Here is a 25,441-nt window from a genome sequence, read left to right as displayed (position 1 = left end):
CATGTCCGAGGACGACAAGACTCCCGCCCGCGCGATCATCACCGACTACGCCCAGGAACACTTCCGGTACTTCCGCACCGTCGACGGGACCGTCTACGCACAGAAGAACGACCACCCCGTGGCCCGCCCGATCCGCTCCCAGGGCACCACCGGCAGCCACCGGCAGGAACTCATGGTCGGTCTGTACAGGGACGGTCGCGGCGCGTTCAACGGGTCCGCCCTCAAGGAGGCACTGGACCTGATCGAAGCACTCGCACTGTCCGAGGACGTCCAGCCCGTGCACATCCGCGTGGCCCCCGGATTGGACGGGGCGACGTGGCTGGACCTGGGCCGCGATGACGGACAGTCCGTCCGCATCCACCCCACCGGGTGGGACATCCTCACCCCCGACCCGCGTGAGGTCTGCTGGCGGCGCACCCAGCTCACCGGCGAACTTCCCCTGCCGGCCAAGGACACGGGCGGCAAAGGCATCGACCTTCTGATGCGGCTGTGCAACTTCGCCAACGCGGAAACCGAATGCCTGGCCATCGTGTGGCTGATCGGCTGCCTCGGTCCGTCCGTGCCGGTCCCCGCGCCGTTCCTCACCGGCCCGCAGGGCGCAGGGAAGTCGACCGGGGGCCGGATGCTGGTGCGGATCATCGAGGGCATGAGCGGTGACCTGCGCCGGGCGCCGAAGGATGAGGAAAGCCTGATCGCAGCGGTGGCGGCGGGATGGGTCACCGCGCTGGACAACCTCTCCCACGTGACGCCGGACCTGTCGGACGCGATGTGCTGCATCGTCACCGGAGCCGAGAGCGTCAAGCGCGCGCTATTCACCGACGGGGACGTGTTCCGCGTCGGCTACCGCCGCCCCCTGCTCCTGACCGGTATCGACGTGGGAGTCATCCGGCCCGACCTCGCGGACAGGCTCCTACCCCTGCGGTTGGAACGCCCCAGCATCCGGCGCACCGAGGCGGATCTGTGGATCGACTATCAGGAAGCCCTGCCCGTGGTCCTCGGCTCGCTCCTTGATCTCACCGTCAAGGTTCGCGCCGTGCAGGCTGAGACCCCGACGGACCTGCGGATGGCGGACTTCGCGCACCTGTGCGCGCAGTTCGACGCGGCAACCGGACTGGGAGCGCTTGCCGCCTACCGGGCGAGTCTGGACGACCTGAACGACGACGTGATCGAGGGTGACCTCCTCGCGCAGACCGTCCTCCGGCACGCTGACACCATCGAGCCGGGCGCGGCGCAGCAGATGACGTCCACCGAGTGGCTGTCCTGCCTCAGCCGCCTCTACAGCGGCGACGACTTCCGTCCCCTGCCCAAGGGGTGGCCGACCACCGGCAAAGTCCTCTCGGACCGACTCAAGCGCCTCCAACCCACCTTGGCGGCCCGGGGTGTGCTCGTTGACGCGGGTCGTACCAAGGCGGGCCGCTACCTCGAAATGACCCGCGCACTCCCCCCGGGCCCCCACGAGCAGACGCGGGCGTTCTGACCTGCGGCCCGCACGCTCAAGCGAACAGCAAGAGGAGCACGTGCTCCTCTTGCTGTTCGGCGGAACGCCGCCCCACAAGACGCGCCGCGCAGCGGCCCCTTCTTCGCTCTGTAAGGCGCACCCAAGTACTACAGGCAGCCCCTTCTTTGTCCTAAGTAGGAAGACCCTGCGTCACCTGCGTCACCCAAGCCGGAAGACGGCCGCTGACCTGCGGCAAAAGCGGTGACGCAGACGGCTTTCTCTGCGTCATCCTGCGTCACCTGCGTCACCCGGTGACGCAGGTGATGACGGACCGGTGACGCAGCGCCGATCCGTCACGTCACCTAAAACCGCAGGTCAAAGCCCTAAGTGACGCTAATGGCGCGGGTGACGCAGAAATCCGAGCCTCGGACAGACTCCGGCCTCGGCTCCGCGCACAACTCCCCCTGACAATGCCGAACCGCCCCGGAGGCACCCCGGATGAGCACCGCACGTGAACAGCCGGACCCGCGCGCCACGCTCCGCGCCGGGCTGCCGGATCGCTACCTCGGACCCGACGACATCGCCGAAATCTTCGAGGTGCCCAAAGAGACCGTCTACCAGTGGCGCCGAAAGAACGTCGGCCCGCCCGGCTTCCGCGTCGGCAAACACCTCCGCTACGACCCTGCCGACGTCCGCGCCTACGTCACCCAGCGCAAGACCGCAGACCAGAGCGCTGCCTGACCCAACACCCACCACAGACAGCAGGGAGAGCCGCAACTCAGCGGCTCTCCCTGCTGCGTGTTGAAAGGACCGCCGCCGCATGGCAGGCCACATCCAAGACCGCTGGTACAAGACGGAAACTGACATCGCTGGAAAGACCCTCCGGGTCAAGAGCGACCGCTACGGCATCGGACTTCGCTATCGCGCCCGTTACGTCGGCCCCGACGGGACGGAGGAGTCCAAGAGTTTCCCCGACCGTCAGAAGGGGCTCGCAGAGAAGTGGCTGAACCGGATCAAGGCCGACATGGACGCGGGTCATTACATCGACCCGAAGGCCGGACAGATCACGTTTCGGGAGTACGCGGCGAAGTGGCTGAGCGGACTGACAACGGACATCGGCAGTCAGGAAGTCGTGGGCAGGCGCATCCGGTTGCACGCGGTCCCCTACCTGGGCACGCGCCCCATGGGTTCGTTCAAGCCCGAGCACATGCGCACCTGGCTGAACAAGCTCAAGTCGGCGGTACCGAACGCGACGTACCGCCGTGCGATCTACGACTCGGTGTCGTCGATGTTCAATGCTGCGGTTGACGACGGGGTAGTCAGGAAGAACCCCTGCCATGCGCAGTCCGTCAAGGCTCCGACGCCGGAACTCCGACTGATCAAGCCCTGGACTGCGGTGCGCGTACTCGCTGTCCGCTCGGGACTGCCCGGTCGGTATGAGGCCACAGTGGACGCGGCCGGCGGCTGCGGTCTCCGTCAGGGCGAGGTGTTCGGACTCGCGGAAGAGAACATCGACTTCACCACGGGTTGGGTTCACGTCCGCCAGCAGGTCAAGCGTGTAGGCGGCACGCTGGTCTTTGCCCCGCCCAAGAGGGGCAAGCTCCGGGATACGCCGCTCAGTCCGGTGGTCGCTGTGGGGCTGCATGACCACATGCGACAGTTCCCGCCCGTCGAAGTCACGTTGCCGTGGAAGACACCGGACGGGCCGCCGGTGACGCTGAAGCTCGTCTTCACCAGCGCGGTAGGCAACGCCATCTGGCGAAGTTACTTCGACGACTACGTATGGAAGCCCGCCCTGGCCCACGCCGGCGTCATCCCGCCCAAGGAACCCGGCGCGCGCTACGCCGCCGCGCCGGACGATGGCATGCACGCGCTGCGACACTTCTATGCGTCGGTGCTCTTGGACGCCGGCGAGAACATCAAGGCGCTGAGCATTTACCTGGGACACTCTGACCCCGGGTTCACGCTGCGGATCTACACACACTTGATGCCGAGCAGCGAGGAGAGGACGCGCGCGGCCGTGTCCTCGGTGTTCCAGCACATCCACCCGGTGTTGGAGCTCCCGGCAGCAGCCTGACGGCCCACAGACGGCCCACGGCCCCGAAACGGCCCCTGCCTGACGGCTCCGCCACTGGTCAGGGGCCATGCCGTACCCCGGGGCCGCCAAAAACATCCCATCTTGCCTGACGGCCCTGCCCGGGGGGAAACCCGTTCCGCGGGGGGTCCGTGACCTGGCCGTTCATTGATCGCGGGTAGCCGATCCGCCACTGAACGTAGCCACCGCCCCCCTCCGGGCGCCGATCTCCGGGTGCGGCCGACGTCGGCGGGGGGATGGGGAGGACCACGGGAGGCTCGACCGCCGGGGCAGGGGGCAGCGGGGCGGCGCCAGGTTCACGTGAGAGCCGCCCGGCGGCCCCTGGCTCGGGCGGAGCGCCCCCGCGGTGCGGCGCCGAGGGCCGGGCAGGCCTCGACTGTCAGTGCCGGCACCGAGAATGACGTCATGTCATACACGGACGAGTTCCGGGCCTTCGCCCGGCGGCACGGCGTCTCCGACGACGCCATCACACGCATCCTGTGGACCGTAAGGCCCTCGACGCATCTGGGCATGGTCCGGCCAGGCGCCATCAGGCCGGAGCACCACGTCGTGGGACGCATAGGCGGGCTGCCGGACCTGCCCCTGGACACCCCGTGGGAGAACGGCGAGTACTTCGTCGCCGACATCGATCTGTCGGCGATACCGAGGCAGCCGCTGTACGACGGCCTCCCCCGCGAAGGGCGTCTCCTGCTGTTCTCGAGCGTCGACTACCACGGCGCGGGCGACGATCCCGCCCGGGTCGTCCATGTGCCGCCGGGTACGCCGACGGCACTCCGCCCCGCCCCCGTCTACGAGGGCTCGCACCCCATGTTCGTCGGCGACGTGCAGAAGCTCGTCGAACCCCGGGTGCTCGTGCTGGACTCCGCCACCGGCTGGGACGTACTCGACTGGCTGTGGAACGACCCGTACGCGGAATGGAACGAGGAGGAGGCGACGTGGATCGCGCAGCTCGGGGCGGCGATCGAGGAGTACCGCGCACGCGTCGGCGAGACCCCGGTCGTGGAACAGAGCACGGGGCACCTGGGCGGGGTGGAGATGAACCCGCCGTACTGGCGGGCCGACTACGGGCGGGAGTTCCTGAGAAGGCGGGAAGAGGCGGTGATCACGCTCCGGGACGCACCTGAGAGGTTCGACGAGCTGTATGCCCTGGCCCTGGAGCAGGCGTCGGAGCAGGAGGACGGCCTGTGGGTGAATCTCCTGGAATTCGGTGAGGACTCGCTCCACCACACCGGCGACGGCGAGGTGGGCTGGATCATCGAGCGGAAGGACCTGCTCGCCCAACGCTTCGACCGGGTCCGGCACTCCTACAACTGCTGACCCCCACACCCCGGACCGGCGCGGCTGCCTCCCATCCACGAAAGCGACGGGTCCGCGCCGACTCGTCGCGGCCGTTGCACGGCGACTCGTCAGGGCCGGTGTACGGCGGTGAACCCGCCGGGGCGGCCGCGCCGACCCATGGATCGGCGCGGTCGGCCGGGCGGCGTATCCCGGCCGTGACGAGTCGCCGTCGCCGTGGCTGACCGCGCCACGTCCTGCCCGGAGGCGCGGTCACGCGACACGCGGGTCTACACGGCGTCCGAAGCGGCGCCGGCATGCGGCGGATCGGGGACGCCCGCGCGGGCCGCGCACTGGCCTCCTACGAACCGCGAACGTCTGACCAGGGACCGGCCACTGCGGACGCGGAGGTGCCGGCTTCCGCTGCGGGGCGACAAGTCGCCCGACGTCGCCTTCCTCTTCCTCCGCTTTCTCGAACGCGAACTCGGCGTCGGCATCCTCTGGGAGGACACCCTGGCTCCCCTCCCGTCCGCCGCCCGCACCTCCGATTCGCCTACCGAACGAGCCCCGCCACGATCGCCGTGAGCGTCCCCTCGATCACCGCGTCGCGCTGGTCGGGGGGCAGCAGGGCGAGCGGGCCGTCGAGGATGAGCAGGGCCAGGCCGTGGACGGTCGACCACGCGGCGATCTCCGCCGCGGGCCGGTTCTCCGGGCGCATCCGGCCCGCCGCCACGAGCGCGTCCAGCGTGTCCGAGAGGTGCACGTAGGCCGCGTACTCCGGCCGCTCCTCGGGGACCTGGAGGCCGTCGAAGTCGCCTTCCCCCAGCTCCTCCACCGGCGTACGGCAGAACGCGGTGCGGTAGAGGCCGGGATGTTCGATCGCGAACCGCACGTATCCGCGCCCGATCGCCACCGCCCGGCGGACCGCCTCCTCGCCCGGATCGTCGAGCGGGGGCAGGACGCGTACGGCCTCCAGCATCGAGTCGGCGAGCGATTGCTGACCGCGTACCTTCACCGACTCCAGGAGGTCCCCCTGACCGCCGAAGTGGCGGTACGCGGCGGTAGGTGACACACCGACGCTGCGGGCCGCCTCCCGCAGGACGACCCGTTCGGGACCGCCCTCCGCCGCGAGTTCGAGGGCGGCCTCGATCAGAGCGTTGCGCAAGTCGCCGTGGTGATAGCGGGACTTGCCGCCGGTGGTCGGTTCCATGACTACATCCTGCCCGAAGTTGACGCCGTTAACATTCTGTGCCACCGTCCATGTTAACGACGTAAACATCCAGGAGTGATGACCATGTACGACCGAATTACGGAGCTGGCCCTCCGCCGGGGGCGGCTCGTACTGATTCTCACCGCGGTGGCGGTGCTCGCCATGGGAGCCATCGGCTTCGGGGCGTTCGGCAAGCTCCTGGGTGGTGGCTTCGAGGATCCGGACGCCCCCTCGACCCGCGCCGAGAAGCTCATCGACCAGAAGTTCGGCGGCGAGAGCAACCTGGTCCTGCTGGTCAGGGCAGACGACGGCGCCGTCGACTCCCCCGCCGCCGCACGTGCGGGAAGCGCCCTCACCGCGGACCTCAAGAACGAGCCGACCCTGGCGAACGTCGTCTCGTACTGGGACACCGACGCCTCCTCACTCACCTCCCGCGACGGGAACTCGGCCCTGGTGCTGGCCCACGTCAGGGGCGACGAGACCGAGCGCGCCGACAACGCCACGGCGATCATCGACGAGTACACCGGCGACCGGGACGGCCTGACCGTGCGGGCGGGCGGCGAGGCCGCGGTCGGCAAGGACGTGACCAGCCAGGTCGCCACGGACCTCGCGATCGCCGAGGCGATCGCCGTGCCACTGATCCTCATCCTGCTGGTTCTCGCCTTCGGCAGTGTCGTCGCGGCCCTGATCCCCCTCGCCATCGGGCTGATCGCGATCTTCGGCACGTTCGCCGAGCTGTACGTCCTCGGCAGCCTCACCGACGTCTCGGTGTTCTCCATCAACCTCACCACCGCTCTGGGCCTCGGCCTCGGCATCGACTACGCCCTCCTCATGATCAGCCGGTTCCGCGAACACCTCGCGGAGGGCGCCGAAGTCCCCGAAGCGCTCCGGCACACCGTGCGCACCGCGGGCCGGACCATCACCTTCGCCGCGGCGACCGTCGCCATCGCGCTCGCCGCGCTGCTGGTCTTCCCGCAGTACTTCCTCCGCTCCTTCGCCTACGCGGGGATCGGCGTCGTCGCCATCGCGGCCGTCAGCGCCCTGCTGGTCGTCCCGGCGCTCCTCGCCGTGCTCGGCCACCGGGTCAACAGCGGCCGGCTGCCCTGGGCGAGCACCGTACGCAGCGCCGAGGCGCCCTTCTGGGGCCGGCTGGCCCGCACGGTCATGCGCAGGCCCGCTCTGACCGCGCTGCCGGTGCTGGCGATCCTGCTGCTCGCCGCGAGTCCGCTGCTCGGCGTCACCTTCGGCACGCCGGACGAGCGGGTGCTGCCGGAGAGCGCGCAGAGCCGGCAGGTCGCCACCGCGGTGCAGGACGGCTTCACCGGCAGCGACGAGTCCGCCGTACAGATCGTCACGACCGGACCGGTGACCCCCGCGGCGCTCGGCGCGTACGCCACCGACCTGTCCCGGCTCGACGGCGCGGCCCGGGTGGAGACCTCCGCCGGCACCTTCGCCGACGGCCGGTCCACCCCGCCGGGCCCGGCCTCCGCAGCGCTCGGCCGGCCGGACGCGCAGCGGATCACCGTCGTCAGCGACCTCACCCCCAAGTCGGATGAGGCGCAGACCCTGGTCAAGGAGGTACGGGCGGTGGATCCGCCCGCCGGGACCGACACCCTGGTCGGCGGCACCGACGCGCGGCTCGTCGACTCCAGGGACTCCATCGCCGACCGACTGCCGTACGCCATCGGCCTGGTGGCGGGCACCACGTTCATCATCCTGTTCCTCTTCACCGGCAGCGTGGTCCAGCCGTTGCGCGCCCTGGTCCTCAACGGCATCAGCCTCAGCGCGGCCATCGGCGTGATGGTGTGGATCTTCCAGGACGGCCATCTGTCCTCCCTGCTGGGCTTCACGCCACAGCCGATGGACACCTCGATGACCGTGCTGATGTTCTGCATCGCCTTCGGTCTGTCCATGGACTACGAGGTGTTCGTCACCAGCCGGATCAAGGAACTGCACGACTCGGGCGCCGACACGGAGACCGCCGTCACCAACGGGCTCTCCCACACCGGCCGCATCGTGACCATGGCGGCGGGCCTGCTCGCGGTGAGCTTCTTCGCCTTCGGCACCGCCAACGTCAGCTTCATCCAGATGTTCGGTCTCGGCAGCGGCCTGGCGATCCTGATCGACGCGGTGGCCGTACGCGGCGTCCTGGTCCCCGCCGCCATGCGACTCCTCGGCCGCACGGCCTGGTACGCCCCGAAGCCGCTGCGCGCGGTGCACAAGCGCCTGGGCATCTCGGAGAGCGCACCCGCCGAGGAGGGCCGTACGCCGGCCAAGGTCTGAGTCCTCGTCACGCGACGACGCCCGGCCGGGCAGAACGGCCGGGCGTCGTCGCGTCTCGGGAGTGACACGTCCGTGCGGGCGGCGATCTCCTGGGCGATCACCCCCCCGGCGCGCACCCACCCGTTCCGACGCGCGCCCCCGCCACAGCAAAAAGACCCTCCCGAAAGGAGGGTCGAACAAGCGCGCCGTATAGGCGCCCCCGGCAGGACTCGAACCTGCGGCCAAGCGCTTAGAAGACGCCTGGCGGGGACATGTCTGTTGTGCCTCTGGCCTGCGCTTACGTGTCGCCCTGACCGGCCGTCAGTGAATCTTCCGGCGTTTTCGGGAAACCGAGGAAGCCGTGAAGGCCCTTCTCGGTCGGTCCTGTCCTGAGCCGGATGGCGAGTGGGCTTGGTGCCGCGCTTACCCGGCGTCGACAGCGTCTGCCCTATCGAGGTTTCGCCCCCCATGACGGTTGAAGTCCTGCCGCTCGTGCAGCGAATGGGAGGGGCGCGGGGATGACCTGGGGTTTCTTGGTGAGATGTGTGCCGACCAGGGGAAACTCCTCTCCGTAGTTCTCACTGGTCGACGCCGTTTCCCAGGCTCATGTGCCCTGGATGTGCCCTCGCGCGGGTAGTCCGTCAGTCGCCACTGCTGAAGCGCCGCCCACCCCGTGGGGCACGGCCGGTCGCTGAGGCGGCTTGGCCAGGAGGCTGCTGCTGGGGTCGACGTCAGGGGCACATTTGAGGGTCGGCAGTTCGTGGTCCGGTAAACCAGCGAGTCCCATGGCCGCTCAGTTCAGGCTAGGTGCTGCTCGGACCGTTGGGGCCTCACGCGCCGAACAGCAGAGGGCGGGGGTAGGCGGTGATCGCAGAGACCAGGGCTCGCCCGCCGTCGATTGTCGGTGGTGAGCGTCATGCTGGTTGCTGTGACGATGACACCGCACGGTCGTCCTGTCGTGGACGCCGATGACCCGGCCACCTGGCCCGGCCCTCTGGCCAAGCACGTAGACGAACTTGCCAGGGGCGCTGCACGCACGGGCCCGGCCGACTACAGGGACCTGTCCCTGTTCGGGTACGAGGACCAGGTGCACCGGCTCTTGGACGGACACCTGGTGCGCGCGTGGCACTGCACCCGTCTCCTCGACCACGAAGTTGACGCCATCCGGAGCCAGGGCCTGCGGAGGCTGGACGGGAACCTCGTCGAAGGCCGGCTCGGCGAAGCGCACCGACGTGGTCTGCTCACGGACGAGCAATACACGGCGCTGAAGGCGAAACACAGCCTCGCTCCCGGCATGAAGAAGAGGGGACGGCGCGAGGGGCAAGTCTGCCTGGCCATGTCCACAGCCGCCTTCCTTGACGAGCCGGACAGGTTTTGGCGCCTGTTGGCACACTGGGGAGGCGAAAGCCTCTACGCCTACCACGAGCAGGACCCCGACCTGGCGGGCGTCTTGCGGAGTCTGGGCAAACCCGCCGTGGTGTCGGCGCTCATCGACCTGTCCGATCCGCGTGCCCACTCGGTGTTCACCGCTCTGCCGAACCTCTTCGTCGGTAAGGCCCTCGGTACTCAGCCTGCCCACGCGGAGGTCTTCTACCGCTTCGACATCCCGGCCGAACACATCGAGTCCATCGCCCATCCCGGTGACGACGACTACGATCGCTTCCCTGGACTTGTACGCATGTAATTCCCCGATTTTGCGGGGAAAGCCAGATGGCGGCAGGCATCGGTGACTACCAAGGCATGGGGTTCGCCCTGCTATGTGGACATCCGCGAACTATGCAACCAAGTTCAGGCTACCTGAGTTGATCAAGCGTTGTTCGAACTCGATCGGGCTTATGTGACCGAGGGCGGAGGTCCACCGGCGGGACGCACGTCCAAATCGACGCCGTCATTTCATCGGCGTTGCAAGCAGCTTCCGATAGCCGCCGCTGCAGAATTCCGCATTTCTAGACAGGGCGCGATAAAGTGCCGCCTTCCAGTTATTTACTCCCTTCCTTTCAGCCCCTCGAGCCAAGGCGTTAAGAGTCGATCGCAGCCCGGAGTCGCCAAAGGAATCGTACGCTTCATCATAGAGATCAACTTGATCTGTTAGCTCGGCTATGGCCTCCATCTGGTAGAATTCGAAAAGGCCAAGTATCTCGAATTGCTTTTCGACCCTCCCGAAGGTGAAGTTGTCAATTTCGTCAGAGCGGTGCAAGGAGTATCTAATGGAGACAGTGTTGTCGACATCTATCTCTGCGAATAGTATTTCTTCGTCCGGGAACTCGTCGAAGTATGCGTGAAACATGAGCAAGCCGTCTACCCTGTCACACTCATCCCCCTTTAGTCGATTGCATCTTTCGCAAACAGGGATAAGATTGTCGGCTAGGATTGAATATTCCGGGAAGTGATTCTTTGGGAGGAAGTGATCGAGGGCGCAGACCTGGGCTCTTTCGCATAATGGGCACCGATGGTTTCGCGACAGCGCTGTCCGGAAGATCGAGTTCCTGAGATCTTCCAGGGGGCGGCCCCTGTCCAGAAGTGCGTAATTTCCCAGAAGTGCTTTGGTGAGCGCATCGGAACCGTTGGCAAGCGACGTAAACCGGCGAATATCCCGCAACACGTCCTCGTAGTCGCCGTAAGCGTCGATGATTCCCGTGCGCACGCCCATCAGGACCCGTCGAGAGGACGGACGTCTCCGGCTCACGGCTAGATCAAGATCGGCCAGGCGGTTCCTGTCCGGGCGGGGAAGCCGAATCATCTCCCGGGCCGATCGCGACGGATGCTCGTCAGGTAAGAAATGGACTGCGCACTCATCTCGCCGTCGAACAGTTCCATGATCTCATCCAGAGGAAAACTCTCCTGCATGGAGCGGAGAGTTGAATGATAGTCGGTCGCGCTACTGTCCAAGTTGAATACGTGGCGTGTGAGCAGTCCTACATTTTCTGCGAAAGTTTCGATCTCCGGGGTGGCGACGAGTGTGAGATTTCCGAATCGCTGTAGGACTTTGACGTAACGTCTGGGGACTTCCTGGAGGAGGACCGGGGAGTGCGTCGCCATTACGGCGTAGGAGTCGAAATGATCCAGGGATATATTGATGCTCTTGAGCAAAGCGGCCAAGAGTGGGGGGTGCAGGTGGGATTCTGGTTCGTCGATGAGGACCAGTGATCCGGGCTCCAGATGGGCCACAAGCTGCACGACAATGTTGAGTACGAGTTTGTGCCCGGTACTGAGGCCCGAAAAGGAATCCCGCCACGAATCGCTATCGAAATCGAAGGTATCGGACAGCTCGACCCGTTTGAACGAGGGCTCTCGACTCAGTGGATTGAGGGCTGCTACCAGTCTCTGTTTACGCTCGGGTGTGCTGGCCCTGACGAGGGCGGACATGATGTCACCTTGGATCTCCTCGGCGCCTTTGAGTGACCCGGTGCGAGGTGCGTCCGAACCAATACTGCGATCGTATCTCCGAAGGCCGCAGTACGTGTATCCGGAGACTTCGCCGCTGGATTCCAGCCGGTCCTCTTCCTGTCGGTTTTTCCCCGGCAGGTCGAATGTGTCGAAAGCGCTGTAGGAGATGGCGATGACCGAGGAGAATCGTGGCGCACCGGCGCCTTCGGAGAATTCTCCGTATCGCCGGACGAAGCTCTCGTCGGCTCGGTCGGTGAGGTCTGCATGCGCAGTGTTGGCAAGGTTGGCAAGGAGCTGAGTTTTCCCGCACCCGTTGTAACCCACGACGACGTTGATGCGGCCAGGCAGGGGGTGGCGGTCCGCGAAACCAAAGCGAATGGAGAAGGTTTCCCCTCCAACACTCGTTCTGAACGTGAACGCAAGTGCGCTGTCCCGCGGGGCTGTCGCCCCTCCGAGCAGGGCTGTGGCGTCTCTCAGCGCGAGCTCAGCGTTCCCGTAGCGCAGAAGTGAGGAGGCCATAGCCGGCTCGTCGGCGAACGATTCCCTGAGCGAGGGGTCGATGGCGATGTCGCGGAGCCCGAACAGAATAGTGTCGCGCAATTCACTGGGAAGTCCGTGCAGTGCTTCGTAGTAGGAAAATGCCTGCCCGAGTGAGCAGTAACTCTCATCGAGCTGGACGAAGCTGTCGGGGATCTCCGTGGCACCGCCGTGCTGCCCTCTCTTTATGATCTTGACGGATCCCAGGTCGATGGACGCCTCTGTTCGAGATGGGTAGAGATGGGCATCGAACATGGTTTTGAGTCCGAAGTCATCCCAGAGATCACGCCGGAGAACGAGTGCCGGAAGGCTGGACGGCACGGTGAAGCCCTCGCTGCGAGGCACTACAAGAAAATGCATCGGCGTACTCCAGTCGTGTGTTCTCTGTGCCCGGCCATGGACCCGCCCCTGTCTCAGGTGGGAGACCGAGGCACCTTCGGAATGGCACCGGCAGCGCAGCTCCGCCAGAACCGACAGGAGCGAACTGCTAGGTGCGTGAGCCCGGGGGAGCCGGTGGCAGCGGGCAGGGTCACAGAAAGGCGGCCCTGCCCGCTGCTCGGCCGGTCAGTCGAAGAGGCTCTGCAGTTTCGACTCGATCCAGCCGGGGCGCCGAAGCAGCTCGAACGTATCGACCGCGACGACCGCGCGCTGCGGCGGTTCGCTGTCCAGGACCGGGTTCTCGAAGGACTCGAACACCTCGAAGCCCTCTGTCTCCAGCGAAGCCAACGCTCTGGCCACACGCTTCGAGCGGGCAGGACCGACCCAAGCCTCAAGAGGATGAGTGATGAGGACAGCGAGATCCTCATGCTGGGTGTCTTTCAGGACTGGCAGGCCATGGGAGGAATCGGCCTTCCAGTGCGAGAAGCTTTTGGTGAACTGCTCGGCGCGCTTGAACGCATAGTCCTCCTCAGCGGCGAAGTCCGGGTTCTCCCCATCGAGCAGTTCGACCATCTGTGTGGCCAGGCGCCAATCGAGCAGCGGGTGGTAGGCGCTGTTGCTGTAGTCCCGCAGGCAGTCGTAGCAGGATGAGTCGCACGGCGCGGCCACCAAGCTGCCGGAGCGGTGGCGGGTGAGATCGGCTGCCACCTCACGCGCGGCGAGTAGGAATTCGGCAGGACGCTTCCCCAACCAGGTCGAATATCCGGCACCGTTCTCCAACGTGTCCGAGAGGAAGACTTGTGCCTGGACACTGCCCTCCTCTTCTCCACGGACGGGGTACAGACCCGCCGAGAGTTCTCTTCCGTCGATGTCCAGCAGTCTGACGGCAGCGAGTTTGAAAACCGTACCGAGTGAGAGCCAAGCAGCCCTTGCGGCCATGCGTCTCGGGTCAAGAGCCAGATCGGCGGGTTGCTCGCGGAGGCCGACCAAGAGAACGTCGGTCATTTTCACCGAGGCCAGTGCCAGCTTCTCCTCGTTGCTGACCGAAGGCTGGGTGGGCAGGCCCAGATCTCTCGCGCGGTCGGCGTCGGCCAGGAGTTTCGTGTCCAGCAGACCGTCGTGTCCCTTGACTTTGCCGAACTGGTATCCCTCGCCAGTTCCTGCGTTGACCACCACGATGCGTCCCTCGCCACTCCTGAATTCAGCGGCCTTAGTGCAGCGTGGGACGAGTGCTGATGTCGTGTCGAGGGTGAGGCGCGCGGAGAACGCGCGTGGTGTGAACTCGAAGGTGCCGTCGTAATCCTGAGCTGTGTAGCTGGTACGAAAACCGAGAGGCTGACACGACGGGAGCATCCGGTAGTCGCCGGCTTCTCCTGCGGTGGCCCCACACACAGGACACGAATGCTCGGATTCACGGAGATTGACGGAGAGGCACTTGGCGCAGATGCCCACCGTAAGACGATCACTGTCCGGAGCCTTGCCGGGCAGCCACTGCCCGCCCGCGGGCTCGTACGTCACGAGGCCGACTGCTGTATGCAACGCCTTGTCCTTGACCACTTCACCGCCGGGCGCCCACTCCGAGATGGCGATGTCGATGTCCCGGTCGATGACGTCGGTGAGTTCCGGTCCGTGCGGCCTCTGATGATGCAGGTTGCGGACCCGGGTGGGGAATCCGAACATGGGGAGCACTCCGCGCTCCGCGAGCGATTGGCTGAGCGGACCCGCGTCCGGCGCGTTCGTCGCCACTTCCTCGATCTCGGAGTAGAGGCTGGAAGTGGCCCAGGAGACCAGATCATCCATCGAAGGCGCGCCGGGAGACGCCCCTTGTAGGAGAACCTGGCCTGCGTGTCTCTTGGCGATGTCGTTCCCGGCCAGCCAGGCGCGGACGTCATCCCGTACCAGTGACCATCCGCTGACGGTCCCGAAGGGCCCGTGGACATTGCGTCCCGGATCCCAGCCGGATGTTCCCTCGACCGACCGGAAGGCGAGAGTCAGCAGGCTTGCGGCGTAGCAGCGGCGCAGGATCTCCAGGCGATCGAGATCCACGTATGGGCTCGGCGAGGGGTCGCCGGTGATGCGATAGGGGTGCTGGAAGTAGTGGTCGTCATGAGTCCTGGTGCCACGGCACAGTGTCAGGGCGATGGACAGGTGATCGAGCCGCCGACCGGCCCGGCCCACACGCTGCTGGTAGTTGAAGCGCTGTGGTGGCATGTTCGCCATTACCACCGCGCGGAGCGCGCCGACGTCGACGCCAGCCTCCATCGTGGTGGTGACGCTGAGTAGGTCGACCTCATCGACCAACTCGATGTCCTTCCCGCTCAGAAAGACCGACTGGAAGAGGGCTTGCCGGGCCTGCGCATCGTCGTTGTCGGTCTGGCCCGTCAGTTCTTCGCAGTGGAGCCTGAAGGGGGTCCCGGCCTCGCGGGCTAGGAAGGTGTAGTAGTCGTCAAGGGTGACGGAATCCGGGTCGAGGGGTTCGGCAACGAGATGTGAACTGAGGCAGAAGGCGCAGACGCCTGCGGAGCCGTGGAGGTGCCTTCTGGTACAGCGTTCACAGCGCCATTCTGTCCCGCCGGCCAGGACGATCCTGATCTTCTGCCCTTCGATCCGGGGCTCCACGTCGCTCAGACCCAGTGCATTCTTCACCTCTTGGACCAGTGCGTCCGGGAATACATCGTAACGTTGTGCGACGGCTTTGATGTATTTCCTAGCTGCGGTGTGCAGATTCGCCGGTGGCTCAGGCCGCTGCTCCTGGAACTGGCGGCGTACACCCAGCAGCCTCAGCGCGGACAGGCACACCTGGTGGAAGACCTCGTCATCCAGCAACCGGCTCTTGACGATGATGTCCTGAGCGGCATGGCCGATGCCGAGCGACTCCAGGTCGCGGCCGCCTCCCGCAAAGACCGCCTGCTGGACCTGTGCCTGCACTGTCCGGTGGATTTCTGAACTCAGGACGCGCAGATCGTTGGTGAGGGAAGCATCGGGCCGTTGGACCGGGACGCCACTGGTCCAGTCGTAGAGATTGGTCCAGCTCCGTGCCTCGGTGCTTGCGCTCAGCGAAAACGAGGGTCCCCCGGGATGCACGCCGTATGTGACTGCTTGCGCGCTGACTCCGTTGCCGATTTCGACAAGTGTCGGGCCCTTCTGCTGGGCCCGGTAGTCCGCCAGCACGCGTTCGTGCTCGGGGGTGAGGCTGTCATGGGCCAAGGCGACCACTGCTGCAACCAGATCGGGTGAACCAGTCCCAGTGAGCTGGGTTAGCGCGGCCTGGCCTGCCTGGTTCCCCTTGAAGAACTCTGCAGCCAGGGCCACGAGATCCTTCGGATGGTCGAGGGTGGCGATCACGAGCTGCCTGACCAAGTCCTGATAGTGCGATCGCTCCAGGCCCGCCGAGATGCGGGCCGCGTCCTGTCGGCTGTCCGAGAAGACGACGATCTTCGTCTGCAGCTGCCTCTTGAGGGCATCGGTCAGGACCTGATTGGACTTCTCAAAACCTGTACCCATGGTGCGGATGGGGGACCGAGACCGTGACGGGTCCTCGAACTGGCGGACGTTCTTGAAGATCTCCTTGTCTTCCCCGCAGCAGGGACAGACAGTGGGAAAGGCGCGGACCTTCCCGAGGTGGCCCTGCGGTTGGCTGTGTGCCACCAACAGGTATCCGTTGTTCTCCCCGTCCGGGTAGCTGACAACCTTGCCGCTCACGGGATCCAGCAAGGCCGGAACAAAGGTGAACGTGTATTCCGGACGATTTTTTGCCTTCGGTCGGCCCCCCTTGTGTCTGTGCGGCGATACGTCGAGATCGGAGCGTTCTCCCGCAGTGGGCAGGAAGATGCTGTACACATCGGCGGTGCGATCGAAGCGCGCTTTGTCCGGGAGGGATTCGAGATCGGTTGCGGTGGAGACCAGGTAGCGCCTGGTGGGATCGTGGCCGATGATCGGAGATTTGAATCCTCCGAGGAAGACCTCTCCGCACGTGTCGCAATACAGCAATTCCAGGACGCGAGCACCGCATTCACAGGCATACCTGGGCCGGCTGTAGAGCTTTCCGACCAAGCGGTCCGCCGGTGACTCTGCGGTGCGCGGTTGGACCTCCGAGCAGTTGCGATCCGCGCACGCCCACATGCCGGTGACGTTCCGGAAGAATAGGTGGAGCCGGAATCGCGAGCCGGCATCCGCCTGCCCGTCGAGGCGCGAGATGAGTACGTCGGTGGCGTCCAGCGCCTTGTCGGGTGCGAGGCCAGGGAAGAGTTTGGCGGACACGTCGGTCAGCGGCTTCGCTCGGGGGGAGTCGTCCTCGTTGCTCGCTCTGAACGCGGCCTGGAGCGCCGCGTGCCGGTCAGGAAGCGGAGGCAGGGCACCTGTTCCTTGGCCAACGGTGTCCGCCCAGGGCATGAGATCGGTCCTGCCCTTGGTCCGGACGCGTTCACCGGCCAGCACGGAGAAGCGGTCGGCTGACCGTCCGAAGAAGTCGCTCAGAAACTTCCGGTCCACCGGGTTTTCCGGATCCATGGAGGCGGAGGTGGCAATCACGGACAGTTGGTCGGAATCGGTGGACAATCCGAGCCGGTCGATAAGCTTGCGTAGGAGGTAAGCGACCTCAGTGCCCTGAGTGCCCCTGTACATGTGGAGTTCGTCCACGACCAGGCTGAAGACGTGATCCTTGGAACTCTTCAGCCAGTCACGGGTCCGATCGAAGATGGGATCCTCGTCTCGGCGCATGAGCATGATGTTGAGCATGCTGTAGTTGGTGATAAGGATGTCCGGCGGAGCGACCTGCATGTCCCAGCGAGAACGCATCTCGGCCCCGAAGGGGCGCTGGAGGAAGTAGCGGGCTTCTTCGTCCTCCACGAGGCCGTCCGCGATGCGCTGCTCCAGCTGGTGGCTTCTGTCCTCCATCGAGGCCAGAGTCCTGCGCAATTCTTTCATTTTGGAGGAGTTCGGCTTGGAAGCGAGTTCCAGCGGGCCAGCGACTGGCGTACGGCCGGTGTAGCGTCCGAAGTGGAAGCGGTTCCCGTCACGGTGGCTGTCGAACCAGTCGCGTACGTCCGGTGCGTCCAGGCTGCGTCGCAGCCTGATGAGCTGGTCCTCCACCAGCGCGTTCATCGGATAGAGGAACATGGCTCGCATGGCCGCGGGTCGACCGTTGCCGTGGCGTTGGGCCTGCCAGTCCCGTGACGTGCGCCACCAAGGCCGCTGGGCATCCTGGGGCCCTGGCGCTGCCCACCGACGTGATTCATCGGTCAGCCTGGCTAGCACCGGAACGAGGAAGGCTTCGGTCTTTCCGGAACCGGTTCCGGACGTCACCACGATGTCCCGTCCTTGGTTGTTTGCCCTCAGCGCGTCCGCCTGGTGGGTGTAGAGCCTGGGGATTCCCCGGAGCAGACCGGCTCCCAGAAGTCCGGCGAACTCCGGAAGACCTATCTCCGTCGTCAGCTCTTCCACGGTCTGGGCTGACTGCACGTATTGAGGCAACAGCTCCAGGTATGGCTCCTGAAAGAGGACCCCGGGAGTGCGCAGCAACGTTCTGAGTTCCTCGCCCACCGATGAGTCGCGAAGGGAGTAGGCGGTGTCGTAGTACCGCTGGAAGTACTCGACCAGTCGGCCGTGGACGACCGAGGGAGAGATGCCAGACATGAAGATCCTAACGGGTCCTGATTTAGGGGACGAGTTGAAGTTTCTGGTATAGGGATTCGGCCACTTGTCTGGCGAATGGCTCGTCGATGTTCACGTATTTGACGTAGCTCTTGTGCTCAGGGTTCGACTGCCGGTCGGACGCTGTCTGCGGATTGAGGGTGGTGAGTTGCGGCAGCAGCCCGCTGCGCAGCACGGCAGCGCGGGCGTGGAGATGCGGTAGCTGCATGCGTTTCGGGGCGTAGAGTTCCCGCCGCAGTGGGTTGTACCGCAGCACCCAGCGTTCTGCTCGCGCGAGTTCGGCATACACCACCGTGCGCTTGTCAGCGATGAAGCCGCTCATGCCGATCCAGTAGATATAACGGTGGGTGTTGTAGCGCTGATATCGGTAGGCGCCGTGGAGAGGTGGCTCGCCGTGGCCTTCGACATCTGTCCAGATGTCACTTCCGCCCTCGGACATCTTCTGCGGCTCGATGCCGCCAGGCCCCCGCTGTACGCCACGCTCGGTAAGCATTTCTTGGAAGCGGGGAAGACGCAGAGCGAGTTGATCCGCGGCACGGTCCTCGAACACGATGCCGAGTGCCTCACAGAGAGCGCGGCAGTTCTCAGGATCCGCCAGCGTCACCATCCGCACTGACGGGCCGTCGGCCTGCCGAAGTGGTGGAAGCGGCACCACGGACTGCGCGAGGGTGGCGATGTCGGAGTCAGGGTCCTCGTGTAGCCGTTCCAGCCGCTGCATGAGCCAGAGCGGCCTTTGTCCCACCAGGAGTGCGTGCCCTCCGGAATTGGGCATGGTGGTGAGGACCGGTGGAGTTACGCTCCAGATCCGGGCCTCCCAGTCCACTTCGGCGTGCCCGAGAACCTGCAGGTTGTACAGCGCGATGCGCCAGTCCGGCGCGGAACTCTCCTGCTTGCCCTTTTCCAGCCATGCGTACGTATCGCGGAAGGCATCGAGGCTCCCAGCGCCGCGTTCGGAGCACCACAGGAGCAGCTCGTCGTGCACGATTCACTTCCCTGACGTGTAGTCGGTCCAGTCTTGTGCACAGGCCACCGCGGCGGTGGTGATGTTTCCCGAGGTCAGCCTGCGCCAGTCGGCTTGGCTGAGAAATTTCCAGCTCCCTGAAGGCGCGCCATACGTACCGGTTTGGACGGCTGGGGCTAGCCAGACCCTGGCGTTCCCGGAACGGGTCCCCTGAAGCAGCCATAGAGCTTGGAAAGGCAGAGCATCGAGCAGCGGTTCGATGTCGATCGCGTGAGGCACGTGGTCCATGGTGGCGATCCAGGCCGGCGCTTCGGGAACGAGCTGGGCAGCGAGGCGATTCGCGCCCAAGGCGTAGATTGAGCCGCCGAGGCGCAGGAGGCTCATCGGAGGAAGCGGGGCGCGCTGATAGCTTCCGAACAGCGAGCCGGACAAATGGCCGGGCGGCAGCCAGGGGGCGCGCGCCGACGGACTTGCCGTGTTCTGGATTTTGCTGGGGATGGTGGCCAGCTTGTCACTCCTCGGAGGGAGCGCTAGCAGTGGCGGGGCAACGCTCTCCCGGTAGCGCTCGACCAGGGTGAAGATGAGCTTGCGGTTTCCGACCTCGATCTGGTGCTCGCCGGCGGAGTGCACCAGATCCGCCAGCCGGATCGTGATCGTGTCCGTTGCGGCCGGGGAAACCGGCGCTAAGGGCACTCGATCGATGGTGACAGCGCGCGGATGGTCATTGGGAGTCGCTGGCAGAACCAGGTCGGGTGCGTACCCGAGGAGGTAGGTCTGTCTGCCGCCATCGATGCGAAGGCCGCCGGACAGGCGGGCCAACTGCTGGTGCAGTGGGGTCAGCGGGCCGAGGACGCCGGGGACAGTCGCGGAACGGGTCGGTGTGTAGCCGCTGAACAACGTCCAGCCGGGCGGCACTTGAACCCTGCGGGGCTGGCGTACGGCGTCTGACCCGCAGGCAAGCATCACCGCCTCGGCCTGCGCTGCGAAGGCGGTCCTCACCAAAACCCGATGCGGTACCCCGATTTCCGCTGTATTGACGGACGTCCATTTCCCGACCAGGTCGTTGGCCTGAAGGACGTAGAGGTCGCGAGCGGGGAGCAGCAGTGTGGTGGTGTCGGCGGCCAGTTCGAGGGCCGATCCTGGAGCGAGCTTCTGGTCCGGAGGCGTGAGAGGTAACCATTCCGCGCCTGAGGGAACCCTGATTACGTCGCCGTTCAGACTGAGCGATTCGAGACGTAGGTGGGAGGGGAGGCGGGCTGCGATGCCGTACGGGAAACCGCCGGCATCAGTCGTGAGAGACAAGGGCACACACGGCAGGCCAGCGGAGTTTCTCGGGAGCCCGTCGTAGTGGGCGAGTTCCTGCTGCAGGATGCTCGCGAGGATCGGTCGCAACTCTGGAGATGCCAGGGCGCGCTGGATTCTCGGGCTGGGCCGATTGAGCCGTACCCACTCCTGGAACCGGGCGAGGAGTTCCGCTTCGGGGACCGAATCTCCCGGCTGTGCTCCGATCGCTGACAGGAACAGCCCGACCTGCACGCGGTCGGATCCGACCAACACGGCTTGGGACAGGGACCAGCCGATGTTGACCTGAGTGGGGTGAGGTATGGCTGAAGGTAGGCCGCGGCGGCCCTGCTCATGTTCAGTCAGCCACCACTTCAAGTGATCCCACAGGGTGGGGATGACTACGTCGTAGCCATCTGGCATCCCTGAACCTTCGTGCAGGCCCAGCAGCTCGCGGAGCGGACCGTAGTAGGAAAACCTACCGACTGCAGTGTTCTCGGAGCGGTTCATCCTGGATGCAGCGAGCACTGTTGCTGCGAGGAGTGCGATGAACGGCGGGTTGCCTGCAGCCCCGTGCCGGCGCCAGCGGCGAGCGCGGGAGGCGATGCCGCCGAAGGGATCGCGACCGAAGACCTGGCTCCTGATGGCAGTTTGGAAGTCCTTGGCGGCGGTCGGGAACGGTGCGGCAGCCTGGGTCTGACTCGTCAGTAGTTCAGCCAGCAGGGCATCGTCTACCGACAAGTACACGGGGGCTGCTGCTTCACGGACGGCGAAGAAGTGTTCCGCGAGAACTCTGTTCCAACCGTCATAGTCCATGAGCAACCCCCTCGTCTGCGTAGGGAAAAGTTAGCCCATCGGTAGGACATTGGTCGCTTTTCGAACATGTGTTGGATATTCTTCGGCACCGGTGTCTGCTTAACTACCCGACTGCCTTGACAACCGTGAGTTTCTCCGGTGAGCTCCCTCTGTCAAGACCTTGAGCAGACCTACTTCCGGGAGTGCCTCCGTTGACCGCCGTACGATCGTCAGCGCGAACCCGGCCCATGGGTAAGGTGCTCTCTTTGTTTACAGGGGCGGGTGGCCTTGACATAGGTCTGGAGAGGGCGGGTCTGGCTACCGTCGCTTGCATGGAAGTTGACACTGACGCCAGGGCCGTGCTCGCGGCCAATCGGCCGGGATGGGTCATGCCTGGCGACGGTGATGTCAACACTGCTGCCCAGTACCTCACTCCCCGAGCGCTAGGGATGAAGCGCGGGGAACTCGACCTCATCGCGGGGGGACCGCCTTGTCAGCCGTTTTCAAAGGCTGCGCAGTGGGCTTCGACGGCCCGCAGCGGCATGGAGGATGACCGAGCCAAGTGTGTGCATGGGATGCTCGACCTGTTGGAGAATTTCCTCCCGAGGGCATTGCTCATCGAGAACGTCGAGGGGTTCCTACGAGGGAACGGGAACGCCTCCGAGGTCATTGAAGAGGGGCTCGCGGGCGTCAATGACCGGCATGGCACTTCCTACAGGCTGGTGACGAAGGTCGTTGATGCGGCCGACTACGGGGTGCCTCAGCGTCGACGTCGGGCTATCGGCATTGCATACCGGGATGGTGTAGAGGTTCACCTGCCGGAGGCGACCCACGCAGACAACCCGATGCGGGCCTGGGATGTGCTCTGGGATCTTGAACAGGACGAGAAGCCTGCTGCCACGGGGCAATGGGCAGCGCTACTGCCCTCGATCCCGGAAGGTGGCAACTATCTCCATCTCACGGCCCGTGGCGACGGGGAGGAACTCTTCGGCTGGCGAACCCGGTACTGGTCGTTTCTGTTGAAGCTGGCCAAGGACCGACCGTCCTGGACCTTGCCGGCCTCTCCTGGGCCGAGTACAGGGCCGTTCCACTGGGATAATCGGCCTCTTTCTGTGCGTGAGCAGATGCGCTTGCAGACGTTCCCTGACGAATGGAGCATCGACCAGCCGTTCCGCGCCGGTCGGCGGATGGTGGGCAACGCGACTCCTCCGCTCCTTGCAGAGGTGTTGGGGCGGACAATCGTGGGAGACCTTGAACTGGGCGGGGCTTCAGCCAGGTCTCGCCTCTTGAGGGGAGTGCCTTCTTTGTTGCCCGTGCGTCAACTGAGGGTCCCGCATGCCGTCGCGCCCGTTCCGATCCCTGAGGAGTACCAACCGCAGGTGGGTACCAAGGAGGCTCATCCAGGCGAGGGGGTTGGACCTTCGCCCCGACGGTTGGTGACGAGGGGCTGACTTGCCCTTCCATTTTCTGTGCAATCTGTTGCTGGGCTGACCTTCAACCGAAGGAGAGCCCGCCCCTGGGTTCGCGTGACTCGCGCCCAGACAGCGGGCTGTCATGGGCGCCGGTTAGCGGATGGCGCGGATCATCACGGTGAGGACCGGCGAGGCCCGTGACGGCTGGCTCTGCCCGATGTCCTCGTACCCCCACGACTGGTAGAGCGCGTGGACCTTTCCGTCGCCCGCGGCCGGGTTGACCATGAGCGTGACGAACGACTCGTCTCGCGTGGCGAGGAGCGCGTCGTGGATGCGGCGCGCGGTGCCGGTCTTCCGCCAGCTCGGTCGGACGCCGATCTCCTTCAGGGCCACGGCCGGTCGCTCGGTGAACTTGTCCGCCGGCGCTGGGCTGGTGCGCTGCCAGTACCGGTCGCCGTGCTCGATGGTGTTGCCGTAGGCGTAGCCGACCGGATGGCCGTCCGCGTATGCGAGGACGGCCGTGAACCCCGGCTCGGCACTGTGCCGGTCCAGGCGCTCGCCGAACGCGGTGACCGCGTAGTTCGGCCGGTGGAGGAGCGGGGCGCGCACCTCGGCGTACACGTCGAGGAGGTCGCCGCGGGCGGTGTCGAGGGTGGTGAACGTGCGCAGGTCGATGGCGGGCGCCGTGGTCATGCGGCCATCCTCCAGGTGGCGGCGTGGTCGGTCCAGGTCTGCACGGTGGAGTTGCCCGGCGCGGTGGCGCGCAGCGCGGCCCCGAACTCCTGCAGCATGCGCGTGACCCGGGCGTGCTGGGTAGCGGCGTCGGCGGGGACCTTCATCGCGGTGGCCGTGGCGGTGTCGGGGGCACCCTGTGCGAGCTGGGCGTGTGCAAGCCGGGTCGTGGTGATGGCGAAGGACCGGACCATGTGGGGCCGGAGGGCAGACAGGCAGCGGTGGGCGTGGTACTCGGCGGTCGAGTAGTCGCCGAGCGCCAAGTGCGCTGACAGGGCCAGGGAGTCCAGCTCGGCCTGGTCGTAGAAGGCGAGCATCCACACCGGCCGGTAGTCGGCGGGGTCGGCACGCAGCATGGCGTCCTGCGCCTGCTCGAACGCGCGACGGGTTCCGGTGCGGTCCTGCGCCGCGCCATGGATGGCGCCCTGCCGGGCCAGGCCGAGGGACGCGAACAGCGGGTCACGGCGTGTGAGGTGCAGGTTGCGGGCGACGTCGTTTGCGGCGAATGCGTCGGCGGGGCGGCCCATGTGGCGGTACATAGTTCCTGCGTGACTCCAGATGCGGAACTTGATCTCCTGGTCGCCGGACATCTCGGCGAGGGCCTGGGCCTCACGCATGTGCGCCTTGGCAACGTCGTAGCGCCGACCGTCGATGGCGGCCCACATCGCCGAGGAACGGAACGCCGCTGCGGAGGCGTAGAGGCTGCTGCGTACGCGCTGGCTGGCGCTGCCGGCGTTCTGGAGGTTCAGCGCCTCGTCGGCGAGTGCGGCGGCCCGCTGCTCGATGCCGAGTTGTCCGCCGTGGCGGTGGTCGCTGGCGATGATCTCGGCGAAGCGCTTCTGGAGGCGGTCGACGTCGCTCATGCCGATGCGGCGAGGCGATGCGGTGCCGGGGGCTGCTGCCGCAGCAGCAGCCGCTGCGATGCCGCCGACGAGGGTACGGCGCTTCATGTCGGGGTCCTCCTGCTGCGGTGGGGCTGGGGTGGACGGAGTCCGGCCCCGTGGGACGAACCCTAGAGCGATGGCGGGCAGGCCGCTGATGTCCTCAAGTGCCTTGCGGGTAGCCGATTTGGGCCACGTAACCCGGCCTGCTTTCCAGGCCCTGACCGATGAGCCGTCGAGGCCGCCTGGCCGCCCCGTTAACGGCTCTAAAGCCCTGTTCACAGTGTCAGCAAGGCTGTTGGAGCTGTAGCCGTGTTCGGCCATCCACGCCTCAAGAACGGTGTTGCGCGTGGTGTCCATCCCTGCACGGTAGCTCTCGTGCCCCCTCACCCACCAGGTAAAGGGGAGGTCAAATCGCCCTAGGTCCTTCCGTTGGACGGACGCTGGATCGCCCTAATCACCCTGCCGAGAAAGGGAGTTGTCTTGTTGTCGGTCGCCCTCCACGCCCCACTGTGCGGGCGGCTGTTGACGGCCCGGCCCGCCCCTGAGGTTCCCCCGCGGGGGTCGGCCGGGCGCCGAGACAACCCGAAGGCTCCCCCCCAATGACGAGTCTCACTACGCAAGTTCACGTCACCTCAGTCGGCCGCCCCGCCTATAGCCAGAGCTTCCCCTGCGAGCCGTCCACGGCCGAGATCGGCCGCAAGCTCGTCCTGGATGTCCTCGGCATATGGCACCTCGACAACCTCGCCGACCGCGCCGCGCTGATCATCACAGAGCTGATCGCGAACGCCGCCAGGCACACCCCGTGCCACGAGATCCGCCTGTTGGTCGAGCGGCCGAGCGCGACGCGGCTACGTGTCGGGGTGTTGGACCGGGAGCCGGCGCGCTTGCCGACTCTCAGCCCAGCCGATGACGATGACGAGTCGGGCCGCGGACTGCTCCTCATCGATGCAGTCGCCGACCGCTGGGGCTACGACCTGCACGGCTCGGGCAGGCGCCCATGGGGCAAGGAAGTCTGGGCCGAACTCCGTATCAAGGACGGCGCGTGAGGACCCCGGCCACGGCGAGCCCGACGCTCCCGCACGTCGCCCAGCTCCGCCCCCGTCAGCAGATGGCCATGGACTGTGCCCTCTGCGCCCGCCTGC

General features: G+C 65.9%; 16 protein-coding genes and 1 tRNA gene. 8 read left to right on the top strand and 9 right to left on the bottom strand.

The window, feature by feature from the left end; all coding sequences use genetic code 11:
* The first annotated feature begins 1 nt into the window (after window position 1).
* The 4 genes from ACIP79_RS17780 to ACIP79_RS17765 all read left to right on the top strand — a co-directional run bounded on the left by ACIP79_RS17780 (window position 2) and on the right by ACIP79_RS17765 (window position 4,850).
* The gene (locus ACIP79_RS17780) at window positions 2–1,477 is read left to right on the top strand and encodes an ATP-binding protein (RefSeq protein ID WP_401224301.1); all 1,476 of its coding nucleotides are present in this window, start codon (window positions 2–4) and stop codon (window positions 1,475–1,477) included.
* A 459-nt stretch (window positions 1,478–1,936) separates the two neighbouring features.
* The gene (locus ACIP79_RS17775) at window positions 1,937–2,179 is read left to right on the top strand and encodes a helix-turn-helix domain-containing protein (RefSeq protein WP_401224171.1); all 243 of its coding nucleotides are present in this window, start codon (window positions 1,937–1,939) and stop codon (window positions 2,177–2,179) included.
* Window positions 2,180–2,258: 79 nt separating this feature from the next.
* Window positions 2,259–3,515, top strand: a complete 1,257-nt coding sequence (locus ACIP79_RS17770) for a tyrosine-type recombinase/integrase (protein WP_401224170.1) — start codon at window positions 2,259–2,261, stop codon at window positions 3,513–3,515.
* 423 nt (window positions 3,516–3,938) lie between these two features.
* Window positions 3,939–4,850, top strand: coding sequence for a DUF1963 domain-containing protein (locus ACIP79_RS17765; protein ID WP_401224167.1), 912 nt, complete (start codon window positions 3,939–3,941; stop codon window positions 4,848–4,850).
* Window positions 4,851–5,361: 511 nt separating this feature from the next.
* Here the strand turns inward: ACIP79_RS17765 and ACIP79_RS17760 are convergent.
* Window positions 5,362–6,018 (bottom strand): TetR/AcrR family transcriptional regulator, encoded by a 657-nt coding sequence (locus ACIP79_RS17760; protein ID WP_401224166.1) that lies wholly within the window; start codon window positions 6,016–6,018, stop codon window positions 5,362–5,364.
* 84 nt (window positions 6,019–6,102) lie between these two features.
* Between ACIP79_RS17760 and ACIP79_RS17755 the strand changes: the two genes are divergently transcribed.
* On the top strand, window positions 6,103–8,301 hold the full coding sequence (locus ACIP79_RS17755; RefSeq protein ID WP_401224164.1) for an MMPL family transporter: 2,199 nt from the start codon (window positions 6,103–6,105) through the stop codon (window positions 8,299–8,301).
* A gap of 197 nt (window positions 8,302–8,498) precedes the next feature.
* Here ACIP79_RS17755 and ACIP79_RS17750 read toward each other — a convergent pair.
* Window positions 8,499–8,574, bottom strand: a tRNA-Arg gene (locus ACIP79_RS17750).
* Window positions 8,575–9,196: 622 nt separating this feature from the next.
* Here ACIP79_RS17750 and ACIP79_RS17745 point away from each other — a divergent pair.
* The gene (locus ACIP79_RS17745) at window positions 9,197–9,964 is read left to right on the top strand and encodes a hypothetical protein (RefSeq protein ID WP_401224162.1); all 768 of its coding nucleotides are present in this window, start codon (window positions 9,197–9,199) and stop codon (window positions 9,962–9,964) included.
* 204 nt (window positions 9,965–10,168) lie between these two features.
* On the opposite strand, the gene ACIP79_RS17740 is transcribed toward ACIP79_RS17745, so the two are convergent.
* The 5 genes from ACIP79_RS17740 to ACIP79_RS17720 all read right to left on the bottom strand — a co-directional run bounded on the left by ACIP79_RS17740 (window position 10,169) and on the right by ACIP79_RS17720 (window position 21,292).
* Window positions 10,169–10,924 (bottom strand): HNH endonuclease, encoded by a 756-nt coding sequence (locus tag ACIP79_RS17740; RefSeq protein ID WP_401224159.1) that lies wholly within the window; start codon window positions 10,922–10,924, stop codon window positions 10,169–10,171.
* 92 nt (window positions 10,925–11,016) lie between these two features.
* On the bottom strand, window positions 11,017–12,564 hold the full coding sequence (locus ACIP79_RS17735) for an AAA family ATPase (protein WP_401224157.1): 1,548 nt from the start codon (window positions 12,562–12,564) through the stop codon (window positions 11,017–11,019).
* Between the two features lie 204 nt (window positions 12,565–12,768).
* Entirely contained in the window at window positions 12,769–18,216 is a 5,448-nt protein-coding gene (locus tag ACIP79_RS17730) for a DEAD/DEAH box helicase (protein ID WP_401224155.1), read from the bottom strand.
* Window positions 18,217–18,238: 22 nt separating this feature from the next.
* Complete coding sequence (locus tag ACIP79_RS17725; protein ID WP_401224153.1) at window positions 18,239–19,216, bottom strand: hypothetical protein; 978 nt, start codon at window positions 19,214–19,216, stop codon at window positions 18,239–18,241.
* Window positions 19,217–19,219: 3 nt separating this feature from the next.
* Window positions 19,220–21,292 (bottom strand): hypothetical protein, encoded by a 2,073-nt coding sequence (locus tag ACIP79_RS17720; RefSeq protein WP_401224150.1) that lies wholly within the window; start codon window positions 21,290–21,292, stop codon window positions 19,220–19,222.
* 227 nt (window positions 21,293–21,519) lie between these two features.
* Between ACIP79_RS17720 and ACIP79_RS17715 the strand changes: the two genes are divergently transcribed.
* Window positions 21,520–22,722, top strand: a complete 1,203-nt coding sequence (locus ACIP79_RS17715) for a DNA cytosine methyltransferase (protein WP_401224148.1) — start codon at window positions 21,520–21,522, stop codon at window positions 22,720–22,722.
* 114 nt (window positions 22,723–22,836) lie between these two features.
* Here ACIP79_RS17715 and ACIP79_RS17710 read toward each other — a convergent pair whose 3' ends face one another.
* Both ACIP79_RS17710 and ACIP79_RS17705 read right to left on the bottom strand, forming a co-directional pair.
* Window positions 22,837–23,376 carry a GNAT family N-acetyltransferase gene (locus ACIP79_RS17710; protein WP_401224145.1) on the bottom strand — a complete coding sequence of 180 codons (540 nt, stop codon included), beginning with the start codon at window positions 23,374–23,376 and terminating at the stop codon, window positions 22,837–22,839.
* Entirely contained in the window at window positions 23,373–24,656 is a 1,284-nt protein-coding gene (locus ACIP79_RS17705; RefSeq protein WP_401224142.1) for an XRE family transcriptional regulator, read from the bottom strand. The genes ACIP79_RS17710 and ACIP79_RS17705 overlap by 4 nt, the downstream gene beginning before the upstream one ends.
* 242 nt (window positions 24,657–24,898) lie before the next feature.
* On the opposite strand from ACIP79_RS17705, the gene ACIP79_RS17700 reads away from it, so the two are divergent.
* The gene (locus tag ACIP79_RS17700; protein ID WP_401224139.1) at window positions 24,899–25,345 is read left to right on the top strand and encodes an ATP-binding protein; all 447 of its coding nucleotides are present in this window, start codon (window positions 24,899–24,901) and stop codon (window positions 25,343–25,345) included.
* The last annotated feature ends 96 nt before the right edge of the window (window positions 25,346–25,441 follow it).

The organism is Streptomyces sp. NPDC088747 (assembly GCF_044751025.1).
In the GTDB taxonomy this organism is placed as follows: Bacteria; Actinomycetota; Actinomycetes; order Streptomycetales; family Streptomycetaceae; genus Streptomyces.
This window is presented reverse-complemented; position numbering and strand designations above follow the sequence as displayed.